The following is a 22,482-nucleotide window of genomic DNA, read 5'->3' on the forward strand; positions in this document are numbered from 1 at the left end:
GGCGATTACAAATTTCAGTAAATACTTTGACAGGCTAAAAGTCCGCTGGATTCTAGCAGTAGCGCTTTTATTTTTCAAATTACGATATGCGATTTCATAATGCGAAACAACATGCTGCGAACGCACAATGTGCGCGCGGCCGATCTCCTGTAGGGCGGGCGGGTCCCCCGCCCACGCGTTCAACCGGCTGTGGTTTTGCCGCGGTGCGGAAAAATGCCGGATCGGCAGCTTTTGCCTATATTTGATGGGGGACCGTACAGAAGCGCCGCTGAACGCGTGGGCACAATGTGCCCACCCTACGCAAAACCACCCGCCCACGCGTCCATTCGGTCTATAAATATGACCCCCTTCCCTCCCGCGCGGCGCGCAATAGGGGGCGGAGCCTTATAATTTCGTTTTTGCCTAGTGAATCCCACCATGCCCGCCCAACTGATCGACGGAGTCAAACTTTCCCAACAACTGCGCGCCGAAATCGCCCAACGCGCGGCCGCCCTTACTGCCCAGGGCAAACAGCCCGGCCTGGCGGTGATCCTGGTCGGCGAAGACCCGGCCAGCCAGGTGTATGTGCGCAACAAGGTCAAGGCCTGCGGCGACGTCGGTTTCCACAGCGTGTTCGAGAAGTACGACGCGGACCTGACCGAAGCCGCGCTGCTGGAACGCATCGAAGCGCTCAACAATGACCCGGCCATCCACGGCATCCTCGTGCAGATGCCGCTGCCGCGCCATATCAACCCGCAAAAAGTCATCGAAGCCATTTCCGTCAAGAAGGACGTGGACGGCTACTCGGTGATGTCCGCCGGCGAGCTGATGGCCAACCTGCCGGGCCTGCGCCCGTGCACGCCGTATGGCTGCATGAAGTTGATCGAAAGCACGGGTGTGGACCTGCGCGGCAAGCATGCGGTCGTGATCGGCCGCAGCAACACCGTGGGCAAGCCGATGGCGCTGCTGCTCTTGCAAGCCAATGCCACCGTGACCATATGCCATAGCGCGACCGCCGACATCGGCTACCACACGCGCCAGGCGGACGTGGTGGTGGCTGCCGTGGGCCGCCGCAACACGCTCACCGGCGACATGGTCAAGCCCGGCGCGATCGTGATCGACGTGGGCATCAACCGCAACGACGAAGGCAAACTGTGCGGCGACGTGGACTTCGACTCGGTGCGCGAAGTGGCCTCGTACATCACCCCGGTGCCCGGCGGCGTCGGCCCGATGACGATCACGATGCTGCTGATGAATACGCTGGAAGCAGCCGAACGCTGATACGTAGGGTGGGCTCTCGAGCCCACGCGGTGATACGCGCCGCGTGACGAGCGCGTAGGCTCAGGAGCCCACCCTACAGAAGCAACGATGGGGCTCTCCCCGGCGCGACAACGAACTTAGGAGGGAATCGTATGAACATGGAGACGACCAGCAATCCCCTGCTCGACTTCTCAAGCCTGCCCCGCTTCGACCAATTCAAGCCGGAGCATGTGACCCCGGCCATCGAGCAGCTGATCGCCGACGCCAAGGCTGTCGTGCACAAGCTCGAAGCGCCGATGGACAGCGTCAGCTGGGACAACTTCGTGGTCCCGCTGGAAGAAGCGACCGAGCACCTGGGCCGCGCCTGGGGCATCGTCAATCACCTGAACAACGTGATGGACACGCCCGAGCTGCGCGCGACCTACAACGAAAACCAGCCGAAGGTGACCGAGTTCTGGACCTCGCTGGGCCAGAACGAGGCGCTGTTCGACAAATACAAGATGCTGCGCGCGAGCCCCGAGTTCGTGAACCTGTCCGAGGCGCGCAAGCGCATCGTCGAAAACGCGTTGCGCGACTTTCGCCTGGGCGGCGCCGAGCTGCCGCCGGAGAAAAAAGAGCGCTTCGCCGAGATCCAGGAGCAGCACGCCGCCATCTCGACCCGCTTTTCGGAAAACGTACTGGACGCGACCAACGACTACAAGCTGCTGGTCGAGAACGAGGCGGAACTGGCCGGCATTCCCGACGACGCCAAGCAGGCCGCGCGCGCCTCGGCCGAGCAGGACGGCAAGCACGGCTGGCAGTTCACGCTGCACTTCCCGTCCTACTTCCCGGTGCTGCAGTTCGCGGATAACCGCCAGCTGCGCGAGACCATCTACCGCGCCAACGCGACCAAGGCGTCCGACGTGGGCGTGGTGTTCAGCGAGCTGGAAAAGTGGGACAACACCTCCAACATCGCCCAGCTCCTGAAGCTGCGCGACGAGGAAGCCAGGCTGCTCGACTACCGCAACTTCGCCGAAGTGTCGCTGGTGCCGAAGATGGCCCCCAGCCCCGAGCACGTGATCGAATTCCTTGAAGACCTGGCACGCCGCGCGCGCCCGTTCGCCGAGAAGGACCTGGCCGAACTGCGTGAATTCGCGAAGAACGAGCTTGGGATCGAGGACATGCAGGCCTGGGACGTGACCTATGCGTCCGAAAAGCTGCGCGAAAAGCGCTATGCGTTCTCGGCGCAGGAAGTGAAGCAGTACTTCCCCGAACCGAAGGTGGTGGACGGCCTGTTCAAGCTGGTCTCGACGCTGTTCGGCGTGAGCATCGCGCCGGACCAGGCGCCGGTGTGGCACCCCGACGTGCGCTTCTTCCGCATCGAGCGCGACGGCCAGCTGGTCGGGCAGTTCTACCTCGACCTGTATGCCCGCGCCGGCAAGGGCCAGGGCGCGTGGATGGATGACGCGCGCGGGCGCCGCATCACCACCGGCGGCATCATCCAGACGCCGGTGGCCTACCTGACCTGCAATTTCACGCCGCCCGCCGTTGTGGACGGCAGCTTGCTACCATCGCTGTTCACGCACGACGAAGTCATCACGTTGTTCCACGAATTCGGCCATGGCCTGCACCACATGCTCACCGAGGTGGACGAGCTGTCGGTATCGGGCATCTCGGGTGTGGAATGGGATGCGGTGGAGCTGCCCTCGCAGTTCATGGAAAACTTCTGCTGGGAGTGGGACGTGCTGCAGCACCTGACCGGGCACGTGAAGACCGGCGAGCCGCTGCCGCGCGCACTGTACGACAAGATGCTGGCGGCGAAGAACTTCCAGTCCGGGATGCAGATGCTGCGCCAGGTCGAGTTCTCGTTGATCGACATGCACCTGCACTACGACTTCGACCCGAACAGCGAGCAGACCGTCCAGCAGCTGATCGACGACGTGCGCAGCAAGTTCGCCGTGCTGGTGCCGCCCTCGTTCAACCGATTCCAACACTCGTTCGGCCATATCTTTGCCGGCGGCTATGCCGCAGGGTACTATAGCTACAAATGGGCTGAGGTGCTGTCGGCCGACGCGTACGCGGCTTTCGAAGAAGCCGTGGAAGCCGGCGGTGGCGAGCTGACCGCCGAAACCGGCAAGCGCTTCCAGCGCGAGATTCTGTCGGTAGGCGGTTCGCGCCCGGCGCTCGAATCGTTCAAGGCCTTCCGTGGCCGCGAGCCGTCGATCGATGCGCTGATGCGCCACAGTGGAATGCATGAGCAATAAATGGCGGGATGGGTGAAATGGGACGCACAATCGCTGGAACATTGGCGCTGACACTGGCCGCACTCCTGTGCGCTGCCAGCGCGTGGGCGCAGGTGTACAAGTGGAAGGACGCCAAGGGTGTCACCCACTTCAGCGACACCCCGCCCGCATCCACGCGCGAGAAGGCCGAGGTGAAGAACTACGGCGGGGATCTTGGCCCCGCGCTGCCGTTCGAGCTGGCCCAGGCCGCGCGCAACAACCCCGTCACGCTGTATTCGGCATCGCCCTGCGGTCCGTGCGACCAGGCGCGCGGCTTCCTGCAGCGGCGCGGCATTCCATACACCGAAAAAAGCATCGGCAACGCCGACGACCAGCAAAAGCTGAAGGAAGCCGGCGGTGACGGCCAACTGCCGCTGCTGCTGGTGGGGCGCGCCAGGCTGACCGGCTTTGCGGCCGGCGCCTGGAACGAAGCGCTCGACACGGCCGGCTATCCGGCGCAGTCGATCCTGCCGCGCGGTTACCAGTTCGCCACCGCCACGCCGGCTGCGCCGCGCAAGCCGTCGCCGGTGGAGTTGGCCAAGGCCGAAGAAGCCGAGCGCGCTGCAAAGGCCGCGGCGCAGGCTGAGGAAAAGGCCAAGTTCGCGCCGCGCCCCAAGCCAATCAACGGCACGCCCGATTTCCAGTTCTGACATGACGCGCATCGACTTCCACACCAATATCGCCGACAAGCTGACCTATGCATGCCGGCTGGCGCGCAAGGCCTACGCATCGCGCGCCAAGGTGGTGCTGCTGGCCGAGGACGCCGGCCAGGCGGCGCAGCTGAACGAAGCGCTGTGGACGATCGGCGACACCGACTTCATCCCGCACGTGATGGCGGGCGACCCGCTGGCTGGCGAAACGCCGGTGATCGTGGCCGACAGCGACGATGCGCCGCTGCCGCACCACGACATGCTGGTCAACCTCACACAACGCACGCCGGCGCACTTTGCGCAGTTTGCGCGCGTGTTCGAGATCATCTCCACCGACGAGCAGGACGCGGCCGCCGGCCGCAAGCGCTACGTGGCCTACAAAAAGCAGGACTATCCCCTCACCCACTTTGTCGCGGGACAGCCATGAACCACGATCAGGGTTTCGACGATTCCAGCATTCCCGTACTGACCGAGGTCGTACGCGAGACGCCGAGCGCGCCGGCTTCGGCCGATGCGGCGGTGGCCGAAGTGGTGCTGGACGAAGCGCCGGCCGAGCCGGTCGCGGCGGCCGCTGCGCCTGCCGAAGCCGCGCCGGCGGCACCGCTGGAACAACGCGCCGCCACCGCGCTCAGTGCCGGCGAATGGGACGCACTCGAACTGCGGCTCACCGAGCACATCCTGGAACACCTGCAGGGGCGGGTCGATTTCGTGCTGCAGCAGCGCCTGCGCGACAGCATGGCCGACGTGATGCAGCACGCATTGGCCGGGCTGACCGAAGAGATCCGCAGCGGGCTGTCGCAAACCATCGAGCAAATCGTCAGCCGCGCCGTGGCGCAGGAGCTGGCGCACCTGAAGACCGCCCGGGACTGAGGCCGCGCAGGCTCACGCGCACGTTAAAAGTACCAGCTCCCTCACCCCGTCGTCCCGGCGAAAGCCGGGACCCATACCGAGCGTGCCGGACACGCGCCCCAACGGTACCAACACCCTCAACCCGTCGTCCCCGCGGAGGCGGGGACCCATGGACCGCATGCTTAGCCACTGAGGTTGAAACCATCGTTCTTCACGCTCAGCATGGGTCCCCGCCTCCGCGGGGACGACGGGGTTGAGGTAACGCTTCGGCACATGCTGCGGGCCCGCATACTCAGCATGGGTCCCCGCCTCCGCGGGGACGACGGGTTTAAGATATCCCTTCAGCGCGTGCTACTGGCCGACATGCTCAGCATGCCCCGCACCCAATAACACCGCCCGCTCCGATTTTTTCTTTGCTAACCCGGCAATTTGTTGTACCTTTTTTCGGTGCTTTCAAAATTCCCGGCGCTGTTCGCGCCTTGCTGTGATCAATCCATCCGGAGACTATCGATGCAGTCCACCACCAAGCTCATCCCCCTTGCCATCGCCATGGCGTTCGCCGGCAGCGCTGGCGCGCAGGAAGTCGTCAAGATCGGCCATGTCGCCCCGATCTCCGGTCCCAGCGCCCACCTTGGCAAGGACATGGAAAACGCCGCGCACATGGCGATCGACGAGCTCAATGCCAAACCCTTCACCATCAATGGCAAGAAGGTCACGCTGCGGCTGCAACCCGAAGACGACGGCGCCGATCCCAAGCAAGGCACCGCGGTCGCGCAAAAGCTGGTGGACGCCAAGGTCAATGGCGTGATCGGCCACCTGAACTCGGGCACCACGGTGCCGGCCTCGAAGATCTACAACGACGCGGGCATCCCCGAAATCTCGCCCGCCACCACCGCGCCGCAATACACGAGGCAGCACTTCCCGGGCGCGTTCCGCGTCGTGGCCAGCGACGAAAAGCTCGGCAGCATCCTGGGCAAGTATGCGGCCAACACGCTCAAGGCCAAGAACATCGCGATCATCGACGACCGCACCACCTATGGCCAGGGCGTGGCCACCGAATTCACCAAGGGCCTCAAGGGCACCAACGTCAAGGTCGTGGCCAAGGAGTTCACCCAGGCCACCGCCACCGATTACACCGCGATCCTGACCTCGATCCGCGCCAAGAAGCCCGACGTGGTCTTCTTTGGCGGGATGGATTCGGTGGCCGGCCCGATGCTCAAGCAGATGAAAGCGCTCGGCATCAACGCGCTGATGATGGGCGGCGACGGCATGTGCACCGAGGCGCTGCCGCGCCTTGCGGGCGATGCGGTCGGCGAAGGCCGCGTGATCTGCGCCGAAGCCGGCGGCGTGAAGGGGCCGCAGGAAAAGGTGATGGACGACTTCCGCGCGCGCTTCCAGAAGCGCTTCGGCGTGGGCGTGCAGCTGTATGCGCCGTATGTGTACGACGCGGTGATGGTGATGGCGCAGGCCATGCAGAACGCGAAGTCGGCCGAACCGGCCAAGTACCTGCCCGAGCTGAAGAAGATCAAGTACGAAGGCGTGACCGGCACCATCCAGTTCGACCAGAACGGCGACCTGAAGGACGCGCCGCTGACGCTGTTCACCTACAAGGGCGGCAAGAAAACCAAGATGGACGTGATCCGCTGACCGGCGCAGGGTGGGCTCCCGAGCCCACGCGGGAACACGCGGCGCGTGCACGGCGTGGGCTCGAGAGCCCACCCTACGAAAATCGAGCGGCAAAACAAAAGCGCGCGGCACCTTGCGGTGCGGCGCGCTTTGTCGTTATGAGCCTGCGCTTATTTCTGCGACAGCACCCACTTGACCAGCGTGTGCGCCTCGGCTTCGCTCACCTGCGGGTTGGCGGGCATGGGCACCGGGCCCCAGACGCCCGAACCGCCCTTCATGACCTTTTGCACCAGCTTGGCCTCGGCATCCTTCTGGCCTGCGTATTTGGCGGCGACGTCCTTGTAGGCCGGACCAACCAGCTTGTTGTTGATGGCGTGGCACGCCATGCAGTTCTTGGCCTTGGCCAGTGCGGCCGCGTCCTGCGCGAAGGCGCTCGTCGTGGCCAGGGCCGACAGCGCGGCGATAATCATCAGGGACCGTTTCATCGTGTATCTCCAAAAAGGGATGTTCCACATTCTAGCGTGTTTCACCGCGCCGGCGCGGTGTCGACACAGCCTGTAACGACTGAAACAGAGGCGGCGTTGACGCCACACCTCTGTACCAGAATTTTGCCATGTAACACTTCCAGGCGGTAATATCATTTTCCATAAGGAGTTTTTATGCCGCTGATCCTCTTAATTGTCGCGCTGGTCGCCCTGCGTTTCTTCGAAGTCTGGCGTTTTGCCGAGCTGTCGTGGTGGTACATCGTGGGGCTGATGGTGTTTGCCTTCATCTGGTTCGAGTTCATCGAAAAGATGCTCGGCCTGGACAAGAAGAAGGAGCACCGCGACCACGACAAGCGGCGCAAGGAACGCATCAAGAACAGTTTCGACAAGCGCTGACCCTACCCTCGCATCACGTAGGGTGGGCAGCTCTGCTGCCCACGCGTTCAGCGTACGCCAGCCGTTACCCCGTCACCGCGCCCCGGCTCGCGCTTGCCGCCAGCGCCCCAAACTTGGCCAGCACCCCACGCGTGTAGCGCGGCGCCGGCTGCGTCCACGCCGCACGGCGGCGCGCGATCTCGTCGTCCGCCACATTCAGCTGGATCAGCTGCCGGTGCGCGTCGATCGTGATCGAATCCCCTTCCCGCACCAGCGCGATGGCGCCGCCCTCGAAGGCTTCCGGCGCCACGTGCCCGACCACCATGCCCCAGGTGCCGCCGGAAAAGCGCCCGTCCGTGATCAGCCCCACCGATTCGCCCAGCCCCTTGCCGATCAGCGCCGAGGTCGGCGCCAGCATCTCGGGCATGCCCGGCCCGCCTTTGGGGCCCAGATAGCGCAGCACCAGCACGTCCCCCGGACGGATGCGGTCGCCCAGGATCGCATCCATCGCGCCCTGCTCGTCGTCGAACACGCGCGCCGGCCCCGTGATCGCGGGATTCTTCAGGCCCGTGATCTTGGCCACGCAGCCATCCGGCGCCAGGTTCCCCTTCAGGATCGCGAGGTGGCCTTCGGCGTACAAGGCGCGGTCCAGCGGCCGGATCACGTCCTGCCCGTCCGCCGGCCGTGACGGCACCTGCGCCAGTTCCTCCGCAAGGGTGCGCCCGGTGATGGTGATGCAGTCGCCATGCAGCAGCCCCGCATCGAGCAGCAGTTTCATCACCTGCGGGATGCCGCCGGCCTGGTGCAGGTCGGTCGCCACGTACTGGCCCGAGGGCTTGAGGTTGCAGATGACCGGCACGCGGCGCCGCACGCGCTCGAAGTCGTCGATGGACCACTCGACCTCGGCCGCGTGCGCAATCGCCAGGTAGTGCAGCACCGCGTTGGTCGAGCCGCCGGTGGCCATGATGACGGCCACCGCGTTCTCGATCGAGCGGCGCGTGATGATGTCGCGCGGCTTGAGGTCGCGCTTGACCGCTTCCACCAGCACCCGCGCCGACTGCGCGCTGGACGCGACCTTTTCCTCGTCCGGGTTGGCCATCGTCGAGGAATACAGCAGCGACATGCCGAGCGCCTCGAACGAGGAGGACATCGTGTTCGCCGTGTACATGCCGCCGCACGAGCCGGTTGTCGGGCAGGCGTTGCGCTCGATGCCGTCGAAGTCTTCGCGGCTCATGCGGCCGGCACTGAACTCGCCCACCGCTTCAAAGGCCGAGACGATGGTGAGCACCTTGTCCTTCCAGTGGCCCGGCTTGATGGTACCGCCGTACACGTAGATGCCGGGCACGTTGGTGCGCGCCAGCGCGATCATCCCGCCCGGCATGTTCTTGTCGCAGCCGCCCACCACGACCACGCCATCCATCCACTGGCCGTTGACGCAGGTTTCGATGCAGTCGGCGATCACCTCGCGCGAGATCAGCGAGTACTTCATGCCCTCGGTGCCCATCGACATCCCGTCCGAGATGGTCGGCGTGCCGAAGACCTGCGGGTTGGCGCCGCAGTCCCGGATGGCGGCCACGGCCGCGTCGGCCAGTTTCTGCAGGCCGGAATTGCAGGGGGTGATGGTGGAATGGGCGTTGGCCACGCCGATCATCGGCTTGTCGAAGTCTTCCTTGCGGTAGCCCATGGCGTAGTACATGGAACGGTTGGGGCTGCGGGCGACGCCTTCGGTGACGTGGCGCGAACGGCGGTTGTAGCGGGGCTGGTCGGGCATGGCGGGCTCCTCAAACGGGATTCAGGCCAGCATGCCCCGGGCCGCGGGGTGAGTCAAACGGCGGCAACGCGTGCCTGTGATATGCTAAAAAGATCGATAAAGGTCAAATTAGTCGAAACCCATATCAACGTCGTCCCCGCGAAGGCGGGGACCCATGGACAAGTTGGGTAGTGACCCAAGCGCCGCTGGCCTGCAGGCTCAGCATGGGTCCCCGCCTCCGCGGGGACGACGTGGTGGAGGTAACCCAAGGATCTTCCGGCCGATGAACATCGAACTAAGACAATTGCGCTACTTCGCCACCGTTGCCGAGGAATTGCACTTCGGCCGCGCCGCGGAGCGCCTGCACATGACGCAGCCGCCGCTGTCGCAGGCCATCGCCGCACTGGAAGACCAGCTCGGCACGCCGCTGTTCCTGCGCAACCGCCGCCAGGTCGCGCTGACCCCGGCCGGCGCCGCCCTGCTGCCGGAGGCGCGCCGCATGCTGGCCCAGGCCGCCGAACTGCCCGAACTGGTGCGCCGCGCCGCCGCCGGCGAAACCGGGCGCCTGTCGCTGGCCTTCGTCACCTCGGCCGACTACAGCGTGCTGCCGCCCTTCCTGCTGCGCTACCGCCAGGCCTACCCGCTCGTCCAGATCGCCCTGCAGGAAGCCACCTCCGACGTGCAGGTGGACGAACTGCTGCACCAGCGGATCGACGCCGGCCTGTTGATCCCGCCCCTGCCCGACAAGGTCCAGGCAGAGCTCGACTACCTGAAGGTGCTCGAGGAACCCTTGATCCTGTGCACCCCTGCCGGCTTGCTGCAAGGAGACGGCCCGGTGCGCCTGCAGGACGTGCCGCGCCTGCCGCTGGTGATCTTCCCGCGCCCGATCTCGCCCGCCCTGCATGACGCGATCCTGTCGTGCTTCCGCGCGGCCGGCATCACGCCCGACATCGGCCAGGAAGCAATACAGATGCAGACCATCGTCAGCCTCGTTTCGGCTGGCATGGGATTGGCGCTTGTGCCACAATCCGTTTCCAACCTGATGCGCCCCGGCGTGGAGTACCGCGCGCTCGCGGACCCGACGCCGCTGGTCGAGACCGGCCTGTCCTGGCGCCGCGACAATCCCTCGCCCGTGCTGCGCGGTTTTATCGAACTCTTGAGGAAGAACTGAACATGCTGGTCCACCCGCAGCCCAACCCGATCGCGTTTTCGATCGGCCCCGTCCAGATCCACTGGTACGGCCTGATGTACGTGGTCGCCTTCGCCCTGTTCCTGATCCTGGGCCGGGTGCGCATCAAGCAGCGGCACATCGCCGCCCAAGGCTGGACCGCGGAAGACCTGGACGACATGCTGTTCTACGGCATGCTCGGCGTGGTGCTCGGCGGCCGGCTGGGCGAGGTGCTGTTCTACCAGCCGGCGTACTATTTTTCGCACCCGCTCGAGATCTTCCAGGTCTGGCACGGCGGAATGTCCTACCACGGCGGCTTCCTGGGCGTGCTGATCGCCATGGCGCTGTGGGCCCGCAAGCGCAAGCGCAACCTGCTGGACGTATATGACTTCATCGCGCCGATGGTGCCGATCGGCTATGCCTTCGGCCGCCTGGGCAACTTCATCAATGCCGAGCTGCCGGGGCGCCTGGCCGACCCGAGCCTGCCGTGGGCCATGCTGTGGCCAGGCGTGGAAGGGCCGCGCCATCCGTCGCCGCTGTACCAGATGCTGGTCGACGGCCTGCTGGTGTTCGTGATCATGTGGCTGTTCGCGCGCAAGCCGCGCCCGCGCCTGGCGGTGGGCGCCCTGTACACGCTGCTCTACGGCTGCGCGCGCTTCTTCACCGAATACTTCCGCGTGCCCGACTGGGAAACCACCTTTGCCGGCATGCCGATCACCTCTGGCCAGGTGCTGTCGCTGCCGATGATCGTGGCCGGCATTGCGATGCTCATCTGGGCATACAGCCGCGAGACGAAGCGCACCGTGCCGGCCTGATAAGTTGCTTCGCAGGCCGTAAAATGCGGTTTTGAACTTTCTCACTCAGCGTCCGGAATGGAAACTATCGACCAGCGCTACCTCGTCCAGCAAAACAAACTTGGCGAAAACGGCAAGAAACCGCCCGTCTTCGCCAAGGTAATGCGCAGCAAGGAAGGCAAATTCGAAGGCGTGTCCTTTATCAAAAACAAGGAAAAAGCGACCGTGATGACGGTCGCCGAAGCCCAGGAAGTTATCCTCTGGGCTGCAAAGAAGAAGAGCAACGCGCACGAGTATGCGACCAAGATCATTTGCGTCGGCCAATAGTCGGAGCCTGGTTTCCGACGGTTGCCGAGGCGCGTCGTGACGATAGCAATTGATCCAGCCGAGGTCGAGTTCAGCGCGATCCGAGCGCAAGGCCCGGGCGGCCAGAACGTCAATAAGGTCTCGTGCGCGGTGCAAGCCCGTTTCGATATCGCCGCGTCCTCACTGCCGCCGCTGGTCAAGGCGCGCCTGCTGGAACTGCGCGACGCGCGCATCACGCAAGGCGGCGTGGTGGTGATCAAGGCGCAGAAGTCGCGCAGCTTGGAGCAGAACAAGGAAGACGCGCTGCGACGCCTGCAGGCGCTCGTCGACACGGCGTCCGAGGTACCGCTCGTGCGTCGGCCGACCCGGCCCACGCGTGCGTCGCAGCGACGCCGGCTCGACGCGAAAACGCGCAGCGGCCAGGTCAAAGCGTTGCGCGGCAAGGTTAACGAATAATATTCTCGAGCAATTCATGAAGCGTAGTTCAAACAGCGGCCTGGTCTATTCCACGGATGGCGGGCGCATGTGTCCCGAATGCCGCCGCCCCGTCGTGGAGTGCGTGTGCAAGGCGAGGACCGCGGCCACAGGCGATGGCGTGGTGCGCGTGATGCTCCAGACGAAGGGACGGGGCGGCAAGACCGTAACGCTCGTCAAAGGGCTCGCGCTCGATCCCACCACACTGGCCCTGCTACGCAAGCAGTTGTGCACGGCATGCGGTTCGGGCGGGACCGTGAAGGATGGTGTGATTGAAGTGCAGGGCGACCACTGCGATCTGGTCATGGAGACGCTCAGAAGGCACGGCCATCATCCGAAGCGTGCCGGCGGCTAAAGCTCTACAAGGCCGTGTGTCTGCGATCGGTGCGCGCGCATACGGCCTGCCAGTTCTTCCTGTGCTTGTTCTGACTGCGCAGCCGTCAAGCTTTCTCTTGCCTGCTCTCCCATCGGTTGGCGGTACGTCGAGAGGTCGTTAGCCGTACTTAGCCCTGCGCCGCTTTCCAGAACATGTAGATCGAAAGCGCGTACAGGATGCCGGCAAAGATGCGTTGCAGGCGGCGCACCGCGGTCCGGTGCGCCAGGCGCGCACCCAGGGGCGCCATGGTCACGCTGGCCAGCGCAATGAGCGCCAGCGCCGGCACATAGATGAAGCCGAGCGAATACGGCGGCAGGCCCGGCTCGCCCCAGCCAAAGTAAATATTCGAAATGGTCCCGGCCAGCGCGATCGGGAAGCCCAGCGCCGCGCTGGTGGCCACCGCGTTGTGGATGCGGACATTACACCAGGTCATGAAAGGCACGGAAATGAAGCCGCCGCCGGCACCGACCAGGCCGGACACGACGCCAATCAGCCCGCCCATCGCCAGCATGCCTGGCGTCCTGGGCAGGTCGCGGTGGGCCGCCGGCTTTTTGTTCACTAGCATTTGGGTGGCCGAGAACGCGACGAACAAGCCAAACACCACCGACAGCAACTGCGTATCCATCTGCTTGCCGATCCACGGCCCGATCCATGAACCGATGAGGATGCCCGGCGCCAGCTTGCGCGCCACCGGCCACAGCACGGCGCCGTGCAGGTGATGCGCGCGCACCGACGACATCGAGGTGAACAGGATCGCGGACAGCGATGTGGCAATGGCCATGTGCACGATCAGGTGCGGCGCGAAATGCTTGGCGCTGAAGATCATCGTGATGAACGGCACCAGGATCATGCCGCCGCCAATGCCCAGCAGGCCGGCGGCAAACCCGCCGAACGTGCCCATCGCCAGCAGGGCCAGCATCAAACCCCAGTCCATCAGCCCTCCTGCCGGATCAGGCGCAGCACCGCATTCCATTCGCCGGCGGTCACCGGCGAAATCGACAGGCGGCTGCCTTTGCGCAGCAGGACCATGTCTTCCAGTTCGGGCACGCCGCGCATTTCGGTCAACGGCAGGTAACGGCCTTGTTCAACGGCGCGCACGTCCACCGAAATCCAGCGCGGCTGTTCGCGCGTGGCTTTCGCATCGAAGTATTTGCTGGACGGGTCGAATTGCGATGCGTCCGGATAGGGTGCGCTTGCGACTTGGGCGATGCCGGCCACGCCCGGGATGGCGCAACTGGAGTGGTAGAAAAGGACCCCGTCGCCTGGCTGCATCTGGTCGCGCATGAAGTTGCGCGCCTGGTAGTTGCGCACGCCGAACCACGCCGTGGTGTGATCTGGCGCGGCCAGCACATCGTCGAAACTGACTTCATCCGGTTCGGATTTCATCAACCAATAACGCATCCGTATTTTGCTCCGTCAAACGCGCGCAAACCGTGCGCGCATAAAAAAGCGGCTGCGCCGTGAGACGCAACCGCTCTTAGGAATTTGTGCCCCGCCTGTGCCGTTTTTGCCGGCATCCCGAACCTGAGGTTCAGGTGGTCGCAGTCAGATCAATTTCGGGTTCGTCGGACAAGCGACGCTCACGCCCATCGAACGTATTCCACAACCGTTGCACACGAATGGTTCAAGGAATATATGGCAATCTCGAACACCGCAGGGTAGTGCAAAGTTTACTCCGTTGCAGCGGCATGTCAAACGAATTTGGCCGTCAGAACAAATTTTCCTGGGGCGTGAGCGCGTTGTCCAACACGTGGTGCATCGCCTCCAATTTCTGCTTGACTTCCAGAATCGACATGTCCGACAGCGGGCCTTGCGGCGAGCGCACCGACAGGAATTCCGCGGCCACGCTGAGCGCGGCCATGACCGCGATCCGGTCGTTGCCCTTGACCTTGCCCGAGTCGCGCAACGCGCACATCTTGGCGTCGAGATAGTGCACCGCTTCACGCAGCGTGGTCTCCTCGCCTTCCTTGCAGGCCAGGCGGTAGGGCTGTCCCATGATGGTGACATCGAGCTGGATCATTCGGTGGCCTCGGCTTCGTCGGTCTCGTTGTCGTCTTCGGGCGCCGGCAGCTGCGCCAGCAGCGCCTCGACGCGGCGCTGTGCCTCGCTCAGGCGCTGCATGAAGGCGACGTTCTCGTCGCTGAGCAGTTTGTTGGATTCGCGCAGTTGCGCATTCTCGTGACGCAGGGACTGAGTCAACTCGGCGAGCCGGCTGATTTTGTCGGATAGGTCTTGGAATTCGGAAATCATTCGTAACTATAGGACTGGAAAAGAAATTCCGTCAATATTTTGCGGCGGGCTGGGGCGCGCAATGCAGGCGTGGGAACGAATAGTACACCAGGCGGGGCTGGGACGGCCGCAGGGGCGGTGAATTCGCCGGGGCAAGGAGGCTTTGCGGCCGAGGCGCCGGTCTATGGGTCCCCGCCTTCGCGGGGACGACGTGCTACTGCTAACTAGTCCAGGTACCGCTAATCTAGGCTCCGTCGTCCCCGCGAAGGCGGGGACCCATGCTGAGCAAGCAGAAACCGAGAGCGTCCGATAGAGCACCCGCATCCGGCGGGGCCGGAGGCTCAGGGCTCAGTCGCCCCATGCATCGGAGGCGGCAACGCCGTACGCAGCACAAAGAGCGCCCGCGCCCGCTCGGCCACGATCCTGCGCCCTTCCCGCAAGCGCGCGATCTCGGCGGCCGAGAGCGCGCGCGGCTGGGCGACGCGATCCAGCCTCAACTGCACCACGAAGGCCCCGATCCCCGGCTCGTCACGCACGCCAAGCCGCCTCGATCCGCGCGCGCACGTGGTCGCTGTCGCGGTGGGCGGCAACGAATCCGGCCTCGACGGCGGTGAAGCAGTCGAAGCGGTAGCCGAAGTTTTCTTCCCACCAGTTTTCGAGTGAACCATGTTTGTCCCGCAGTTCGCGCAGCAGTGCGGCCCCCGGCCGCAGCACCGCGCTCGACGCATTGCCGGTCAGTACTGTCGCCCCCAGCACCCGTCCGCCCTGGCGCATGATGTGACCGCGCAGGTTGGCCAGCGTTCCCCCTTGCCGGATGAAGTCGTCCACGAGCACATACGCCCTGCCCGGCTCGACCGTGCCGTCGAACACGGCCTGGCGCGCCAGGTGCACGAAGGCCGGATCGTCCACGTGCTCGACGATATTGGCCTGCACGATGTCAGTATCCACCTGCCAGCCCAGCAATTGCTGCAGCCCCTGCGCCAGCACATCCGGCAGCACGTTCAGGCCATCGCGCTTTTGCGCGTGCACGCCGGCCAGCATTGGCGCTTCGCTGCCGGCCAGCTGCGCCAGCCGGTCCACCACCTGGCCACAACAGGTGTCCGCGACCAGCAGCGCGGCCGCATCCACGTCGCCGGATCGTGCGGCGGCAAACCAGGGATGGGTGGTAACCTCCGATTTTTGTGCGTGGACCAGGACCGGTGGGAAGCCTTCTTCCCAGGGAAAACGCGCTGGTTTCGGGTGCATGGCTGCTCCTTGGCGAACCCACCCTTTTTCGCCTCCGGCGGCCGGTTCAGGTTTGATGCCGATCAAACAGGCAGAACAAACAAGCAACAGCAGTTCTTGAAATGCTGAATTATCGTCCCTATAATTAGCACTCGTTAGCGGTGAGTGCTAACAACACTTTCCGGATCGCAGCTGCTGTCTCAAAGCTGCGCCTTGCAAGTCAAACCATTGAATCTAAAGGAGTTTTGCATGAACCTTCGCCCTCTGCACGATCGCGTTATCGTGAAGCGTCTCGACCAGGAAACCAAAACTGCGTCCGGCCTGATCATCCCCGATGCAGCGGCAGAAAAACCGGACCAGGGCGAAATCCTCGCCGTGGGTAACGGCAAAGTGCAAGAAAACGGTCAGGTTCGTCCGCTGGAAGTGAAAGTCGGTGACCGCGTCCTGTTCGGCAAATACTCGGGCCAGACCGTCAAGGTCAAGGGCGAGGAACTGCTGGTGATGCGCGAAGAAGACATCATGGCCGTCCTGGTCGACTAATCCTTCCCAGTTCAAAAAACTTCCAAAATACGGAGAAATACAATGGCAGCTAAAGAAGTCGTGTTTGGCGATCTCGCCCGCACCAAGATGGTTGAAGGCGTCAACATCCTGGCCAACGCCGTCAAGGTCACCCTGGGCCCGAAAGGCCGCAACGTGGTGCTCGAGCGCTCGTTCGGCGCCCCCACCGTCACCAAGGACGGCGTGTCGGTCGCCAAGGAAATCGAGCTGAAAGACAAGCTGATGAACATGGGCGCGCAAATGGTCAAGGAAGTCGCTTCCAAGACCAGCGACAACGCCGGTGACGGTACCACCACCGCAACCGTGCTGGCCCAGGCCATCGTGCGCGAAGGCATGAAGTTCGTTGCCGCCGGCATGAACCCGATGGACCTCAAGCGCGGCATCGACAAGGCCGTCGCCGCCACCGTCGAAGAGCTGAAGAAGATCGCCAAGCCGTGCACCACCTCGAAGGAAATCGCGCAGGTCGGCACCATCTCGGCCAACTCGGACAGCTCGGTTGGCGAGCGCATCGCCGAGGCGATGGAAAAAGTCGGCAAGGAAGGCGTCATCACCGTTGAAGACGGCAAGTCGCTGAACGACGAGCTGGAAATCGTCGAGGGCATGCAGTTCGACCGCGGCTACCTGTCGCCGTACTTCATCAACAACCCGGACAAGCAAGTCGCCATCCACGAGAACCCGTTCATCCTGCTGTGCGACAAGAAGATCTCGAACATCCGCGACCTGCTGCCGGTGCTCGAGCAAGTGGCCAAGTCGGGCCGTCCGCTGGTGATCGTCGCTGAAGACATCGAAGGCGAAGCGCTGGCTACCCTGGTGGTCAACAACATCCGCGGCATCCTGAAGACCGTGGCAGTCAAGGCGCCGGGCTTCGGCGACCGCCGCAAGGCCATGCTGGAAGACATCGCCATCCTGACCGGCGGCCAGGTGATTTCGGAAGAAGTCGGCCTGACCCTGGAAAAGGTCGCGCTGCAGGACCTGGGCCAGGCCAAGCGCATCGAAGTGGGCAAGGAAAACACCATCATCATCGACGGCGCCGGCGCCGCTGAAGCGATCGAGGCACGCGTCAAGCAGATCCGCGTGCAGATCGAAGAAGCGACCTCGGACTACGACCGCGAGAAACTGCAAGAGCGCGTGGCCAAGCTGGCCGGCGGCGTGGCAGTGATCAAGGTTGGTGCTGCCACCGAAGTCGAGATGAAAGAGAAGAAAGCCCGCGTGGAAGACGCACTGCACGCCACCCGCGCTGCCGTGGAAGAAGGCATCGTGCCGGGCGGCGGCGTGGCCCTGCTGCGCGCTCGCGCCAACCTGCAGGTCAAAGGCGACAACCACGACCAGGACGCCGGCATCAAGATCGTGCTGCGCGCCATGGAAGAGCCGCTGCGCATGATCGTCCAGAACGCCGGCGACGAGCCGTCGGTCGTGGTGTCGGCTGTGCTGGCTGGCAAGGGCAACTACGGCTACAACGCCGCCAACGGCACCTACGGCGACATGGTCGAGATGGGCGTGCTGGACCCGGCCAAGGTCACCCGCTCGGCACTGCAGAACGCAGCGTCGATCGCCGGCCTGATGCTGACCACCGATTGCATGGTCTCGGAGATCGCCGAAGAGAAACCGGCCGGCGGCATGGGCGGCATGGGTGGCATGGGCGGCATGGGCATGGACGGCATGATGTAATTTGCCAGGTCCGTCGCGCGCCGGTTGCGGCCGGCGTCGCCTCGCCTCACGAAAAAGCCTGCAAGGTTCGCGCCTTGCGGGCTTTTTTATTTTGCGTAGGGTGGGCACAAGTGCCCACGCGGTAATACGCGGCATTCGCCTGCCCCGGGAGGCTCAGCACGCACGTGCCGCCAGTCGCAGGCGGATCTTTTCGATCGCGCGCGAGGGCGCCAAGCCTTTGGGACAAACCTCGGTGCAGTTCATGATGGTCCGGCACCGGAACAGCCGGTAGACATCGTTCAGGTCATCCAGCCGCTCGTCCGTCGCCCGGTCGCGGCTGTCGGCAATGAAACGATACGCCTGCAACAGCCCGGCGGGACCGACGAACTTGTCGGGATTCCACCAGAACGATGGGCACTGGCTGGAGCAGCATGCGCACAGGATGCATTCGTACAGCCCGTCGAGCGCGTCCCTTTGCTGCGGCGACTGCAGCCTTTCCCTTTCCGGCGGCGGATCAGGATTGATCAGGTAGGGCTTGACCGAATGGTACTGCGCGAAAAACTGGGTCATGTCCACGACCAGGTCGCGAATCACGGGAAAACTGGGCAAGGGCCGCAACACGACAGGCTCCTTCAGCGTCCTGATTGGGGTGATGCACGCCAGCCCGTTGCGGCCGTTGATGTTGATGGCGTCGGACCCGCACACGCCTTCACGGCAGGAACGGCGAATGGTCAGCGTATCGTCCTGCATTTTGATCCGAAGTATTGCATCGAGCAGCATGTGGTCGCTCGGCGCGAGCGTGATCTCCACGTCTTGCATGTGCGGCTGTCGGTCACGCTCCGGGTCGTAGCGGTAGATGGAAAACTTCATCGGGCCTCCCAAGCCGGGCCGGCGTGCAGCAGCACCTGCCCGGCCCACAGCGCCAGTCCGGCCAGCACCAGGGCCAGCGCTGCCAGCAACGCCAGCCGCAGCGGCAGCACGCGCACGTAGTCGATCAGCACGTCGCGCAGGCCAACCCAGGCGTGCAGGAACATGGACAGGAAAAACAATGCCGCAGCGAACCGGACCATCGGCAAGCTGACCCAGGCATGCCATTCGTCATAGGAGCCTGGCCGGTCGAGCACCATGTGAAGCAAGACAAAAACGAGAAAGAACAGCATCCAGACTGCGGTGAAGCGCTGCACCAGCCACGCCGGCAGTCCGGAGAAAACCTTTTTCAAAGCAAAGCTCCCGCGGCCAGCAGCAAGATGACCAGGCCCGCACAGTTGACCGCCCAGGCACTCGTCCGTGCAGCCGGCAATGGCGAGCCGATGTCCACGTCGCTGAGCAGATGACGTATTCCTGCGAGGACATGGTGCGCGAGGGCCCAGATCGAGGCCGCAACCAAGGCTTTCACCGGCAAGCGGCCGAGGATGCCAGCGGCGAGCGCATAGCCGCGAGGGCTTTGCAGGGACAGCTGAAGCACGTAAATGTAGAACGGCACGCACAGTGCGAGGATGATGCCGGACACCCGGTGGCCAATGGACGTGAGCGCGCCAACGGGCATCTGGATCTGCATCAGGTTGAAGAACCTGGGCCGCCGCTGTTCGTGTTCCATCACGGATTCCCTGGCGCGATTTGTTCGCGCATCGCATCACACACTAATGGCATGCCATGGGCGACCGATTGAGTCGCATCAAACGCGCGGGGCGCGCACCGCTGGCCGCAAGAACGCCCGGCCGGCCGGCTTGGTGGCAGAATGAATGCATCGGGCCGCAGCCAACGCCGGCAGGGCCGCGAACCAGGAGCGCGACTTGAGCCAACGAATCCGGGCCGACCATATCAAGCTGAAACGTGCCTACGAGCCGGCCAGCCCGGCCGACGGCACGCGCATCCTCGTCGATCGCCTGTGGCCACGCGGCGTCGCCAGGACCGATGCCGCGCTCGACCTGTGGGAAAAGGACCTCGCCCCCAGTACCGAACTGCGCCAATGGTTCAACCATGATCCGGCGCGCTGGGAAGAATTCCAGATGCGCTATGCCGACGAGCTGCACCAGCATGCGGACGCGCTCGAGCGCCTGCGTGCGCTGGCGCGCAAGGGAACCGTCACGCTGGTCTACGGCGCGCGGGACGAGCTTCACAATGATGCTGTTGCCCTGCGCACACTGCTGCTCGCCAGCAGTACGCACCCTGACAAGGCCTGATCCACCGCGGCGGCAGCAATGGACAGCCGGCGCGATCCCCTGCAGGCCCGCCTCACAAATGCTCCCGACCGCTTGCGGCTTGACGAGTGGCTGCCGCCACAACATGGCATCGCGCCGCGCATCCGCTTCGGGAAACACTGGATCAACACCTTGTGGGCAGTGCCGCTGCTTGCCGTGCTGCTGGCCGCCGCCATCGTGGCCGCCCGGTATGTGCGCACGCTCCCGTCCGTGGCCGCCTTCATGGCAACCTATCCTGGCCTTGCGCCCTGGCCGAGCGCCGTGCACTCGGGGTTTCCGTGGTGGCTGCGCTTGCAGCATTTCCTCAACCTGCTGTTCATGGTCTTCATCATCCGGTCCGGCATCCAGATTCTCGCCGACCACCCGCGGCTGTACTGGTCGCGCGGGTCGATTCCTGGCCGCGAATGGTTCCGGTTCCAGCGCGACGTGCCGCAAGACCGCGTGTGGACATCCAAGGACGACTCCGTGACCATCCCTGCCTGGCTTGGCATTCCTGGCGTACGCCACTCGGTTGGCCTGGCGCGCTGGTGGCACCTGTCGTTCGACCTGCTGTGGCTGGCCAACGGCCTTGTGTCCTGGGTGCTTCTGTTTTCGACGGACCAATGGCACAGGCTCGTGCCGACGAGCTGGTCGGTGTTCCCCAACGCACTCTCGACCGCACTGCAGTACCTGTCGCTGCAGTTTCCGGTGGAACAAGCCTGGACCCGCTACAACGCCCTGCAACAGCTGACCTACTTCATCACGGTGTTCATTGCCGCGCCATTGGCCGCAATCACGGGCCTGATGCAAAGTCCGGCCATCGCGAACCGGTTCGGCGGCCTGTCGCGGCGATTGAGCCGCCAGGCTGCCAGAAGCGTGCATTTCCTCGTGATGTGCTGGTTCGTGCTGTTCATCTTCATCCACGTCACGCTGGTGTTCACCACGGGCATGCGCCGCAACCTGAATTTCATGTTCGCCGGCGTCAACGACGAGTCCTGGCGCGGGGTTGCGCTGTTTGCGGTGGCAATGGCGTTCGTCGCCCTTGCCTGGGTGTGTGCATCGCCCCTGACGATCAGGCACGCGCGCCTGGTCCAACGCGCCGGCCGGCGCCTGATCGGCAGGATCAAGGGCCTGGCCGAGCGCTGGGAGCCGCGTGTGCAATACGCCGACACCGACATTTCATCGTACTTCTGGCTGAACGGCACCCTGCCCCGCTCCGCGGCCTATGAGGCACTGCGGCGCGAGGACTTTGCCGCTTATCGCCTGCGTATCGGCGGGCTGGTCGCCCGGCCCTGCACCCTGTCGTTCGCGCAGATCAAGGCGATGGACAAGCAGGTGCAGGTCTGCGAGCACTTTTGCATCCAGGGCTGGTCGGGTGTGGCCAAATGGGGTGGCCTGCCGATGCGCCGGCTGCTTGAACTGGTCGGGCCGCTGCCGGGCGCGCGTTACGTGGTCTTTTATTCGTTTGCGGACGGCGCCGCGGGCGGACGGTATTACGACGTGCACTCGATCGAGAATATGCGCCACGCATTATCCCTGCTGGCCTACGAAATGAACGATGCGCCGCTGACCTTCATGCACGGTGCGCCGCTTCGACTCAGGTGCGAGAACGAGCTTGGATTCAAGATGGTCAAATGGATCGAGGCAATCGAGCTGGTCGACGATTTCAGCCATCTTGGCGCCGGACAGGGCGGCTATAACGAAGACCATGAGTTCTACGGCTACCGCATGCCGATTTGAAGGCCGACCTGCATCCCTGTCCAGTTCGCCGTTGCCGTGGGTGGGCACTTGGTTTAGTATGGCCGCAGCCAAAACACGGAACCCTCCCCATGCGCGCCTTACCCAGGCTGTTTGCCCTCTCCGCTGCTGCCGTGCTGACCTGCACGCTTGCCTCCTGCAAACGCGAGCAGCCCGCACCGGCCAAACCCGCCGTGCCCGCGCCAGCCGCCGTCGCCAAGGCGCCCACCAAGGAGCAGGCCATGGTCTCGCTGATGGAGGTGCCGGAGCTCAAGTCCTGGTCCGAGCAACTCGAAAAGAACTCGCGCGGCAAGGTGCATGGCGCGATCATCGAGGACGATCCGCAGCCACGCATCATCAACGGCAAGCCTTACTGGCAGCTGAGCTTTGTCGAAAACCGGCCCGATATGGTGCACCGGCGCGCCAGCTTCCTCGTCGCACAATCCGGCGGTGAAGTGCTGGTCGAAGATCCTCTTTCCGACAGGCTGTTGACGCTGACCGAATGGCGGCGCACGGTGCGCAAGGTGCTCGCCAACACGTCCGAATGAGGCACC

Annotated in this window: 27 protein-coding genes and 1 other RNA gene; 17 read left to right on the forward strand and 11 right to left on the reverse strand. The window is 64.1% G+C overall.

The window, feature by feature from the left end:
* Positions 1-417 precede the first annotated feature (417 nt).
* From folD to NX774_RS06400, 6 genes are all read left to right on the forward strand, one after another.
* Positions 418-1,260 (forward strand): bifunctional methylenetetrahydrofolate dehydrogenase/methenyltetrahydrofolate cyclohydrolase FolD, encoded by an 843-nt coding sequence (folD, locus tag NX774_RS06375; protein ID WP_258821312.1) that lies wholly within the window; start codon positions 418-420, stop codon positions 1,258-1,260.
* A gap of 137 nt (positions 1,261-1,397) precedes the next feature.
* Entirely contained in the window at positions 1,398-3,482 is a 2,085-nt protein-coding gene (locus NX774_RS06380; protein WP_258821453.1) for a M3 family metallopeptidase, read from the forward strand.
* Positions 3,483-3,499: 17 nt separating this feature from the next.
* The gene (locus tag NX774_RS06385; RefSeq protein ID WP_258821313.1) at positions 3,500-4,150 is read left to right on the forward strand and encodes a glutaredoxin family protein; all 651 of its coding nucleotides are present in this window, start codon (positions 3,500-3,502) and stop codon (positions 4,148-4,150) included.
* A 1-nt stretch (position 4,151) separates the two neighbouring features.
* Positions 4,152-4,577, forward strand: coding sequence for a DNA polymerase III subunit chi (locus NX774_RS06390; RefSeq protein ID WP_258821314.1), 426 nt, complete (start codon positions 4,152-4,154; stop codon positions 4,575-4,577).
* Positions 4,574-5,020 carry a DUF2486 family protein gene (locus NX774_RS06395; protein ID WP_258821315.1) on the forward strand — a complete coding sequence of 149 codons (447 nt, stop codon included), beginning with the start codon at positions 4,574-4,576 and terminating at the stop codon, positions 5,018-5,020. Before NX774_RS06390 ends, NX774_RS06395 begins: the two co-directional genes overlap by 4 nt.
* A gap of 489 nt (positions 5,021-5,509) precedes the next feature.
* Positions 5,510-6,646 carry a branched-chain amino acid ABC transporter substrate-binding protein gene (locus NX774_RS06400; RefSeq protein WP_258821316.1) on the forward strand — a complete coding sequence of 379 codons (1,137 nt, stop codon included), beginning with the start codon at positions 5,510-5,512 and terminating at the stop codon, positions 6,644-6,646.
* Positions 6,647-6,795: 149 nt separating this feature from the next.
* Here the strand turns inward: NX774_RS06400 and NX774_RS06405 are convergent, their stop codons facing one another.
* Positions 6,796-7,110 carry a c-type cytochrome gene (locus tag NX774_RS06405; protein ID WP_258821317.1) on the reverse strand — a complete coding sequence of 105 codons (315 nt, stop codon included), beginning with the start codon at positions 7,108-7,110 and terminating at the stop codon, positions 6,796-6,798.
* A gap of 174 nt (positions 7,111-7,284) precedes the next feature.
* Here NX774_RS06405 and NX774_RS06410 point away from each other — a divergent pair, with 174 nt between their 5' ends.
* Positions 7,285-7,506 (forward strand): TIGR04438 family Trp-rich protein, encoded by a 222-nt coding sequence (locus tag NX774_RS06410; RefSeq protein ID WP_258821318.1) that lies wholly within the window; start codon positions 7,285-7,287, stop codon positions 7,504-7,506.
* Positions 7,507-7,570: 64 nt separating this feature from the next.
* On the opposite strand, the gene ilvD is transcribed toward NX774_RS06410, so the two are convergent.
* Positions 7,571-9,256, reverse strand: coding sequence for a dihydroxy-acid dehydratase (gene ilvD / locus NX774_RS06415; protein ID WP_258821319.1), 1,686 nt, complete (start codon positions 9,254-9,256; stop codon positions 7,571-7,573).
* Positions 9,257-9,518: 262 nt separating this feature from the next.
* On the opposite strand from ilvD, the gene NX774_RS06420 reads away from it, so the two are divergent.
* Genes NX774_RS06420 through NX774_RS06440 form a run of 5 tightly spaced genes read left to right on the forward strand, consistent with a single transcriptional unit; the run spans position 9,519 to position 12,332 of the window.
* A complete protein-coding gene (locus NX774_RS06420; protein ID WP_258821320.1) occupies positions 9,519-10,406 on the forward strand; it encodes a LysR family transcriptional regulator in 888 nt (295 codons plus the stop codon).
* Between the two features lie 2 nt (positions 10,407-10,408).
* Positions 10,409-11,218 carry a prolipoprotein diacylglyceryl transferase gene (gene lgt / locus NX774_RS06425; RefSeq protein ID WP_258821321.1) on the forward strand — a complete coding sequence of 270 codons (810 nt, stop codon included), beginning with the start codon at positions 10,409-10,411 and terminating at the stop codon, positions 11,216-11,218.
* 57 nt (positions 11,219-11,275) lie between these two features.
* A complete protein-coding gene (locus NX774_RS06430; protein WP_258821322.1) occupies positions 11,276-11,524 on the forward strand; it encodes a hypothetical protein in 249 nt (82 codons plus the stop codon).
* A 36-nt stretch (positions 11,525-11,560) separates the two neighbouring features.
* The gene (gene arfB / locus NX774_RS06435; RefSeq protein WP_258821323.1) at positions 11,561-11,959 is read left to right on the forward strand and encodes an alternative ribosome rescue aminoacyl-tRNA hydrolase ArfB; all 399 of its coding nucleotides are present in this window, start codon (positions 11,561-11,563) and stop codon (positions 11,957-11,959) included.
* Positions 11,960-11,975: 16 nt separating this feature from the next.
* On the forward strand, positions 11,976-12,332 hold the full coding sequence (locus NX774_RS06440) for a translation initiation factor Sui1 (RefSeq protein ID WP_258821324.1): 357 nt from the start codon (positions 11,976-11,978) through the stop codon (positions 12,330-12,332).
* A 148-nt stretch (positions 12,333-12,480) separates the two neighbouring features.
* On the opposite strand, the gene NX774_RS06445 is transcribed toward NX774_RS06440, so the two are convergent.
* The 6 genes from NX774_RS06445 to NX774_RS06470 all read right to left on the reverse strand — a co-directional run bounded on the left by NX774_RS06445 (position 12,481) and on the right by NX774_RS06470 (position 15,827).
* Complete coding sequence (locus NX774_RS06445) at positions 12,481-13,287, reverse strand: sulfite exporter TauE/SafE family protein (RefSeq protein WP_258821325.1); 807 nt, start codon at positions 13,285-13,287, stop codon at positions 12,481-12,483.
* Entirely contained in the window at positions 13,287-13,754 is a 468-nt protein-coding gene (locus NX774_RS06450; RefSeq protein ID WP_258821326.1) for an EVE domain-containing protein, read from the reverse strand. The genes NX774_RS06445 and NX774_RS06450 overlap by 1 nt, the downstream gene beginning before the upstream one ends.
* Positions 13,755-13,838: 84 nt before the next feature.
* Positions 13,839-14,016, reverse strand: a non-coding RNA gene (gene ssrS, locus NX774_RS06455) — 6S RNA.
* A 45-nt stretch (positions 14,017-14,061) separates the two neighbouring features.
* A complete protein-coding gene (locus NX774_RS06460) occupies positions 14,062-14,373 on the reverse strand; it encodes a cell division protein ZapA (RefSeq protein ID WP_258821327.1) in 312 nt (103 codons plus the stop codon).
* A complete protein-coding gene (locus NX774_RS06465; protein WP_258821328.1) occupies positions 14,370-14,603 on the reverse strand; it encodes a hypothetical protein in 234 nt (77 codons plus the stop codon). Before NX774_RS06465 ends, NX774_RS06460 begins: the two co-directional genes overlap by 4 nt.
* Before the next feature lie 507 nt (positions 14,604-15,110).
* The gene (locus tag NX774_RS06470; protein ID WP_258821329.1) at positions 15,111-15,827 is read right to left on the reverse strand and encodes a phosphoribosyltransferase; all 717 of its coding nucleotides are present in this window, start codon (positions 15,825-15,827) and stop codon (positions 15,111-15,113) included.
* 228 nt (positions 15,828-16,055) lie between these two features.
* Here NX774_RS06470 and groES point away from each other — a divergent pair, with 228 nt between their 5' ends.
* Positions 16,056-16,346, forward strand: a complete 291-nt coding sequence (gene groES, locus NX774_RS06475) for a co-chaperone GroES (RefSeq protein ID WP_258821330.1) — start codon at positions 16,056-16,058, stop codon at positions 16,344-16,346.
* 42 nt (positions 16,347-16,388) lie between these two features.
* The gene (gene groL / locus NX774_RS06480; RefSeq protein WP_258821331.1) at positions 16,389-18,032 is read left to right on the forward strand and encodes a chaperonin GroEL; all 1,644 of its coding nucleotides are present in this window, start codon (positions 16,389-16,391) and stop codon (positions 18,030-18,032) included.
* A gap of 153 nt (positions 18,033-18,185) precedes the next feature.
* Here groL and NX774_RS06485 read toward each other — a convergent pair whose 3' ends face one another.
* The 3 genes from NX774_RS06485 to sdhC are packed head-to-tail and all read right to left on the reverse strand — an operon-like array spanning position 18,186 to position 19,608.
* Positions 18,186-18,881 (reverse strand): succinate dehydrogenase iron-sulfur subunit, encoded by a 696-nt coding sequence (locus NX774_RS06485; RefSeq protein ID WP_258821332.1) that lies wholly within the window; start codon positions 18,879-18,881, stop codon positions 18,186-18,188.
* Positions 18,878-19,231 (reverse strand): succinate dehydrogenase, hydrophobic membrane anchor protein, encoded by a 354-nt coding sequence (gene sdhD, locus NX774_RS06490; RefSeq protein WP_258821333.1) that lies wholly within the window; start codon positions 19,229-19,231, stop codon positions 18,878-18,880. Before sdhD ends, NX774_RS06485 begins: the two co-directional genes overlap by 4 nt.
* Positions 19,228-19,608, reverse strand: coding sequence for a succinate dehydrogenase, cytochrome b556 subunit (gene sdhC, locus NX774_RS06495; RefSeq protein WP_258821334.1), 381 nt, complete (start codon positions 19,606-19,608; stop codon positions 19,228-19,230). The genes sdhD and sdhC overlap by 4 nt, the downstream gene beginning before the upstream one ends.
* A gap of 196 nt (positions 19,609-19,804) precedes the next feature.
* On the opposite strand from sdhC, the gene NX774_RS06500 reads away from it, so the two are divergent.
* The 3 genes from NX774_RS06500 to NX774_RS06510 all read left to right on the forward strand — a co-directional run bounded on the left by NX774_RS06500 (position 19,805) and on the right by NX774_RS06510 (position 22,476).
* Entirely contained in the window at positions 19,805-20,194 is a 390-nt protein-coding gene (locus NX774_RS06500) for a DUF488 domain-containing protein (RefSeq protein ID WP_258821335.1), read from the forward strand.
* An 18-nt stretch (positions 20,195-20,212) separates the two neighbouring features.
* Positions 20,213-21,931: a molybdopterin-dependent oxidoreductase gene (locus NX774_RS06505; protein WP_258821336.1), complete on the forward strand. Its 1,719-nt coding sequence runs from the start codon at positions 20,213-20,215 to the stop codon at positions 21,929-21,931.
* A gap of 89 nt (positions 21,932-22,020) precedes the next feature.
* A complete protein-coding gene (locus NX774_RS06510; protein ID WP_258821337.1) occupies positions 22,021-22,476 on the forward strand; it encodes a hypothetical protein in 456 nt (151 codons plus the stop codon).
* Positions 22,477-22,482: the final 6 nt, after the last annotated feature.

It is taken from the genome of Massilia agilis, assembly GCF_024756255.1.
Classification (GTDB): domain Bacteria; phylum Pseudomonadota; class Gammaproteobacteria; order Burkholderiales; family Burkholderiaceae_D; genus Telluria; species Telluria agilis.

Bases quoted from the DNA above. Each gene is read 5' to 3' on its own strand.
- folD (WP_258821312.1), top strand. From the start codon at position 418: ATGCCCGCCCAACTGATCGACGGAGTCAAACTTTCCCAACAACTGCGC.
- NX774_RS06380 (WP_258821453.1), top strand. From the start codon at position 1,398: ATGGAGACGACCAGCAATCCCCTGCTCGACTTCTCAAGCCTGCCCCGC.
- NX774_RS06385 (WP_258821313.1), top strand. From the start codon at position 3,500: ATGGGACGCACAATCGCTGGAACATTGGCGCTGACACTGGCCGCACTC.
- NX774_RS06390 (WP_258821314.1), top strand. From the start codon at position 4,152: ATGACGCGCATCGACTTCCACACCAATATCGCCGACAAGCTGACCTAT.
- NX774_RS06395 (WP_258821315.1), top strand. From the start codon at position 4,574: ATGAACCACGATCAGGGTTTCGACGATTCCAGCATTCCCGTACTGACC.
- NX774_RS06400 (WP_258821316.1), top strand. From the start codon at position 5,510: ATGCAGTCCACCACCAAGCTCATCCCCCTTGCCATCGCCATGGCGTTC.
- NX774_RS06405 (WP_258821317.1), bottom strand. From the start codon at position 7,110: ATGAAACGGTCCCTGATGATTATCGCCGCGCTGTCGGCCCTGGCCACG.
- NX774_RS06410 (WP_258821318.1), top strand. From the start codon at position 7,285: ATGCCGCTGATCCTCTTAATTGTCGCGCTGGTCGCCCTGCGTTTCTTC.
- ilvD (WP_258821319.1), bottom strand. From the start codon at position 9,256: ATGCCCGACCAGCCCCGCTACAACCGCCGTTCGCGCCACGTCACCGAA.
- NX774_RS06420 (WP_258821320.1), top strand. From the start codon at position 9,519: ATGAACATCGAACTAAGACAATTGCGCTACTTCGCCACCGTTGCCGAG.
- lgt (WP_258821321.1), top strand. From the start codon at position 10,409: ATGCTGGTCCACCCGCAGCCCAACCCGATCGCGTTTTCGATCGGCCCC.
- NX774_RS06430 (WP_258821322.1), top strand. From the start codon at position 11,276: ATGGAAACTATCGACCAGCGCTACCTCGTCCAGCAAAACAAACTTGGC.
- NX774_RS06440 (WP_258821324.1), top strand. From the start codon at position 11,976: ATGAAGCGTAGTTCAAACAGCGGCCTGGTCTATTCCACGGATGGCGGG.
- NX774_RS06445 (WP_258821325.1), bottom strand. From the start codon at position 13,287: ATGGACTGGGGTTTGATGCTGGCCCTGCTGGCGATGGGCACGTTCGGC.
- NX774_RS06450 (WP_258821326.1), bottom strand. From the start codon at position 13,754: ATGCGTTATTGGTTGATGAAATCCGAACCGGATGAAGTCAGTTTCGAC.
- NX774_RS06460 (WP_258821327.1), bottom strand. From the start codon at position 14,373: ATGATCCAGCTCGATGTCACCATCATGGGACAGCCCTACCGCCTGGCC.
- NX774_RS06465 (WP_258821328.1), bottom strand. From the start codon at position 14,603: ATGATTTCCGAATTCCAAGACCTATCCGACAAAATCAGCCGGCTCGCC.
- NX774_RS06470 (WP_258821329.1), bottom strand. From the start codon at position 15,827: ATGCACCCGAAACCAGCGCGTTTTCCCTGGGAAGAAGGCTTCCCACCG.
- groES (WP_258821330.1), top strand. From the start codon at position 16,056: ATGAACCTTCGCCCTCTGCACGATCGCGTTATCGTGAAGCGTCTCGAC.
- groL (WP_258821331.1), top strand. From the start codon at position 16,389: ATGGCAGCTAAAGAAGTCGTGTTTGGCGATCTCGCCCGCACCAAGATG.
- NX774_RS06485 (WP_258821332.1), bottom strand. From the start codon at position 18,881: ATGAAGTTTTCCATCTACCGCTACGACCCGGAGCGTGACCGACAGCCG.
- sdhC (WP_258821334.1), bottom strand. From the start codon at position 19,608: ATGGAACACGAACAGCGGCGGCCCAGGTTCTTCAACCTGATGCAGATC.
- NX774_RS06505 (WP_258821336.1), top strand. From the start codon at position 20,213: ATGGACAGCCGGCGCGATCCCCTGCAGGCCCGCCTCACAAATGCTCCC.
- NX774_RS06510 (WP_258821337.1), top strand. From the start codon at position 22,021: ATGCGCGCCTTACCCAGGCTGTTTGCCCTCTCCGCTGCTGCCGTGCTG.